The organism is Promicromonospora sp. NPDC057488 (assembly GCF_042802395.1).
Classification (GTDB): Bacteria; Actinomycetota; Actinomycetes; order Actinomycetales; family Cellulomonadaceae; genus Promicromonospora.
On record NZ_JBHVEG010000281.1, the window covers coordinates 1 to 5,176 of the forward strand.

Here is a 5,176-nt window from a genome sequence, read left to right on the forward strand (position 1 = left end):
GAATACGCGAGACGGCTTCTCCGGGTGCACTTCGAGGCCTAAGTTTCTCCGCTTTGTGCCGGCTCAAAGCGGATAAAATTAGGCCTCGAAGGTGATGTCCGGGTACCGGCTGAGCGCACCGGCCGGCCGACGGCGCCCGGGTCCCCTTACGCGGCCGGCCGCGGCTCCGGGGCGTCCAGCCGGAGCCGGCGCGGGGACACGTACCGACGCCGGTCGGTCACCAGGATCGTGGCCAGCAGCCCGACGACGAGCCACGCCACCAGCGCCGCGATCCCGGCACCGAGGCTCGCGCCTCCGGCCGACACGGCGCGCAGCGCGATGATCGCCCCGTGCGTCGGCAGCACGTCGCCGATCGCGTACAGCGGCCCCGGCAGCGTCGAGACCACGCCCGTCGCCACCGTCAGCACCGCGATCGCGAGCGACGCCAGCCGCCCGCCCGGACCGAAGATCGCCGCCAGCGCCTGGTTCAGCGCCACGAACGTGACCGCCGCGAGCAGCGCCACCCCCAGGAAGCCCGCCGCGGCGGACAGGTGCAGCCCCAGCACCGGGATCGCGACCGCCGAGATGACGACGGCCGCGCTCGCCGCCGCGACGGCACCCGGCACGGCCGCGCGCAGTGTCAGCTTCCACGTCGGCTCGCGCGACGTCAGGATGCCGGCGGGCAGCGGACGCGTCGCCAGGTAGGTCACCAGCGCGAGCGCCCACAGGGCCAGCGCGGAGAACAGCGCGACCGAGAGCACGCCGAACGGCGTGGAGGTGGTGGTCGACGTCGTCGGGTCCGCCGCGACCTCCGACAGGTGGTCCTGCTCGTCGTCGGTGTAGGTGGGCACCTGCTCGACGGCGTCGGACAGCCCGGAGGCGAGCTGCTGCGTGCCGTCGTCCACCTGGTGCGCGCCGTCGGCGACCTGCTCGGCGCCCGGCACGAGCTCGTCGGCGCCCGTGGCCAGCCCGCTCGCGCCCGTGGCGAGCTGCTGCGCCGCCGCGCTCGTCTGCGCCACCCCGGCGTCCAGGTCGGCCGCCCCCGACGCGACCTGCCCGGCCGCGGCGTCGACCTGCTGGGCGCCGGACGCGACGCCCTGCGCGCCCGCGTTCAGGTCGTCGGCCGAGCTCGCCGCCGAGGAGATGCCGGCGGACAGCTCGCCCGTCCGGTCGGCCAGGTTCGCGGCACCCCGGGCGACCTGCCGCGAGCCGGTGCGTAGGGACTGCACCGCGTCGCGCGCGGACGCGATGTCGGTCCGCACCCGGTCCTTGCCCTCGTCGAGCCGCTCGACCGCGGAGTCCGCCCGGTCGGCGGCGCGTCCCAGGGCCTGGCAGAAGTCCCGGTCGGCCACCACGCCCGTGCCGCACCGCTCGGCGAGGCGGCGCACCTCGGCGGCGACGTCCTCGGCGTCCGGCAGCCGGTCCAGCCCGTCGATCGCGCGGTTCGACACGGGGACCACCCGGTCCGCCAGCCGCTCGTTGCCGTCGGCGACCCGGCCGGCGCCGTCGGCCAGCTCCTGGGCCGCGGCGGGGAGCCGGGCCGCGCGCGCCGCGGCGGTGTCCAGGGCCGACGACAGCGCGGCCGTGCCCTGGGCGACCTGCCCGGCGCCCGTAGCCAGCGAGCCGGTGGCACCGCCCAGCGCGGACGTCCCCGCGGCGAGCCCCGCGGACCCGGCCGCGAGCTCGCCGGTCCCGGCGGCGAGCGCCCCCGCTCCCCCGGACAGCTCGTCCGCGCCCTGCGCCACCTGGTCGACGCCGCCGGAGAGCTCGTCGGCGCCGTCGCTGAGCTGGGCGGCGCCGTCGGCGAGCTGCCCCGCGCTGTCCGAGGCGTCGCCGAGCTGCTGGTGCAGGGAGGTGAAGCTGGCGTAGATGTTGCCGAGGTAGGACTCGACGACGGTCTGGTTCAGGGCGTCCTGCGTGTCGCCGGCGACGCCGTCGGACAGGTACGGGTCCGCCACGCCCGCGGCCGTGCTGGTCTGCACGTCGAGGTTCGCCCGGACGGCGTCCATCGGGTCGTCGGCGGTCGCGGCCGACATGCCCTGGGCGGAGAAGTCCTGCGGGATGGTGACGACGGCTGCGTAGGTCCCGGAGTCGAGCCCGGAGCGGGCGTCGGCGTCGTCGGTGAGCACCCAGGTGTACGCGGAGTCCTCGTCGTGGGTCAGGTTCCCGGCGAGCGTGCGGCCGAGCGGCACCTGCTGGCCGTCGACGTCGACCGGGTCGTCGTTGTTCACGACGGCGGCCTGGGCGGTCCCGTGATCGCTGCCCGGGGACCAGAACGCCCAGGTGAGCAGGCCCATGACGAGCAGCGGCACGGCGACCAGCGCGGTCCAGGTGCGCCAGGTCAGCGGCCGGGTCGTCAGGGCTCGGGCGGAGGCGGGGAACGACATGTGATCACAGGACCTCTGCGGGTCGGCGGTTCATGGCGTAGAGCTGGGTGGCGGCCGGCGGGAGCAGGTCGGCCACCCGGCCGGGGTCCTGGCACGTCAGGACGAACGTGGCGGGAGCGCCGCCCGCGGTGACGCGGAAACCGATCTGGTCACGCAGCCGGGTTCTCGCCTCGGACCGGAGCACCAGGTCGGCGTCGTCGACCAGGATCAGCTCGATGTCCCGGGCCAGGGCCTCGGTGACCCGGCCGGCGGGGTCCCGGTCGTCGCGCCCGCCGACGACGGCGACCCGGGGCCGCAGGGCGTGCACGTGCTGCGGCAGCATCTGCCCCAGCACCTTGAGGTCGCCGCGGTGCCGGGTCACGCGCCCGGCGATCGAGAGCAGCAGGGCCGACTTGCCGACGGCGCCCGACCCGTGGAGCACCAGCACCTCGCCGCGGGGCACGTGCAGCTCGACGTCGCGGTAGACGGGGTGGCCGCGGTCGTCGTCGAGGCTCAGCGAGCGGGCGCTGATCACCTCGTCGCCGCCCGGGGCGGGCCAGTCGGCCAGGCGCAGCTCGTGCAGCAGCGCGTCGCCCTCGGCGTCGAACACGGGCAGCCGGCGGTCCAGCGCCGGCGGCAGGCCCCAGGCGCGGTCGCCGAGCAGCGCGAGCACGGCGGGCACGAACGTCATCCGGACGATGAACGCGTCGATGAACACGCCCACGGCCAGGGCGAACGCGATGGGCTTGATGGTGGAGCTGCCGTCCGGCACGAACGCCGCGAAGACGCCGAACATGATGAGGGCCGCCGCGACGACCACGCGGGACGCGGACACGAAGCCCTCCTCGATCGCCTCGTGCGCACCACCGTGGTGGGCGTAGTGCTCCCGGATGCGCGAGACGAGGAAGACCTCGTAGTCCATCGCGAGGCCGAACAGCACGCCCATCAGGATGATCGGCAGGAAGCTGACGACGCTGCCCACGTGGGCGACGTCGAGCAGGGCGGCGCCGTGCCCCTCCTGGAAGACGAGCGAGGTGAGGCCGAAGGCCGCCCCGATGGACAGCAGGTAGCCGACGGTCGCCTTGACCGGCACCCAGAGCGAGCGAAAGACCATGGCGAGCAGCACCAGGGACAGCCCGGCGACGAGGATGCCGAACGGCAGCAGGGCGGCGCCGAGCCGGGCCGAGACGTCGATGCCGACGGCGGTCAGGCCGGTGACCGCCGTCTGGGCGTCGTGCTCGTCGAGCCAGTGCGGCTCCTGGGCCCGGATGCGTTCGACCAGCGCGTCGGTGCGGGCGTCGTCGGGCGCCGTGGTGGGGACCACCTGGATGATGCCCGTGTCGCCCTTCTCGTTGGGCGTGGCGAGCGGCACCGCCGCGACGCCGGGGATGTCGCGGATCTCGTCCGCGAGGTCGTCGACCAGCTTGGACGGGTCGGTGGACTGGATGACGTCGGCCGTGACGAGCAGCGGGCCGTTGTAGCCGACGCCGAAGTGCTCGGCCACGACGTCGTAGGTCTCGCGCACGTCGGTGCCGGCCGGCTGGCTGCCGTTGTCGGGCAGCGCGAGGCGCAGGTTCGCGGCGGGCACGGCGAGCGCGCCCAGCCCCACGACGACGACGGCGATCGTGATCAGGGGCTTGCGCGTGACGAACCGGACCCACGGCCGGGCGACCCGTGGCGTGCGGAACCGGCGGCGTTCCTGCTTCTGCTTCCGGGCGGCCTTCCGGGCGCCGCGCGGCACCATCCGGGTCCCCGCGAAGGCCAGGAGCGCCGGCACGAGCGTGACGGCGACGCACACCGCGATGCCGACGCCGAGCGCCGCCGCGACGCCCATCGTCGTCAGGAACGGGATGCGCGCGACCGCGAGGCCGAGCAGCGCGATGAGCACCGTGAGCCCGGCGAAGAGCACCGCGGAGCCCGCGGTCGCGGTGGCGCGCGCGATCGACTCCGCGACGGGCAGCCCCTCGGCGAGCTGGTCGCGGTGCCGGGACAGCAGGAAGAGTGCGTAGTCGATGCCCACGGCCAGGCCGATCATCACGGCGAGCATGGGGGCGGTCGAGGAGACGGGCACGAAGAGGGTGCCGAGGTAGACCAGCGCCACGGACACGCCCACGCCGAGCACCGCCGTGATCAGCGGCATGACCGCGGCGACCAGCGAGCGGAACATGAGCAGCAGCACGACGAGCGCGATGACCAGGCCGATCATCTCGGTGGCGCTGAGCCCCGGGATGCGGTTCGCGAAGGCGTCCCCACCCGTGTAGACGCGCGCGCCGTCCCCGACGGCGGCGGCGAGGTCGTCGGCGATGCCGCTCAGGTCGGTCAGCGTGCTGTCGTCGACCTGGGTCGAGTCCACGGTGAGCTGCACCCCGATGTTCGCGGCCCGGCCGTCGGACGAGACGGCGTCGTTGACGTCCGGGTCGAACGGGTCGGAGGCGCGCTCGACCTGCGGCACGTCCCCGATCCGGTCGACGGCGTCGGACACGGCCTCGTGGATGGGCCCCGTGTCCACCTGCTGCCCGTCCGGGACGAGCAGGACGAGCTGCGCGGAGGTGCCGCTGACCTGGGGGAAGACATGGTCCAGGTGGTCCATGGCGTCCTGCGACTCGGAACCCGGGACCGTGAAGGTGTCGTCGGTGCCCTTGTTCAGCGCGCCGCTCGCGCCGCCGCACGCGAGCAGGATCAGCAGCCACGCGACGACGACCAGCCCGCGGTGGCGGGCCACCCCGTGGCCGAGCCGATACAGGAATGACGACACCACGCACCTCCTGCGTACCGAGACAGCGCAGTTCCATGCTGACAGCGGGCGGCGCTGCCGACATGTCGAACGCGGG

2 protein-coding genes are annotated in these 5,176 nt (G+C 74.7%); both read right to left on the reverse strand.

Going from position 1 to position 5,176, the window contains the following annotated elements:
• Positions 1 to 146: 146 nt before the first annotated feature.
• The gene (locus tag ACFU5G_RS29040) at positions 147 to 2,366 is read right to left on the reverse strand and encodes a YhgE/Pip family protein (protein ID WP_377252456.1); all 2,220 of its coding nucleotides are present in this window, start codon (positions 2,364 to 2,366) and stop codon (positions 147 to 149) included.
• 4 nt (positions 2,367 to 2,370) lie between these two features.
• On the reverse strand, positions 2,371 to 5,100 hold the full coding sequence (locus tag ACFU5G_RS29045; protein WP_377252458.1) for an MMPL family transporter: 2,730 nt from the start codon (positions 5,098 to 5,100) through the stop codon (positions 2,371 to 2,373).
• Positions 5,101 to 5,176 lie beyond the last annotated feature (76 nt).

What these genes read in the sequence shown, in the direction of transcription:
- ACFU5G_RS29040 (WP_377252456.1), bottom strand. Translation starts at nt 2,366, where the DNA reads ATGTCGTTCCCCGCCTCCGCCCGAGCCCTGACGACCCGGCCGCTGACC.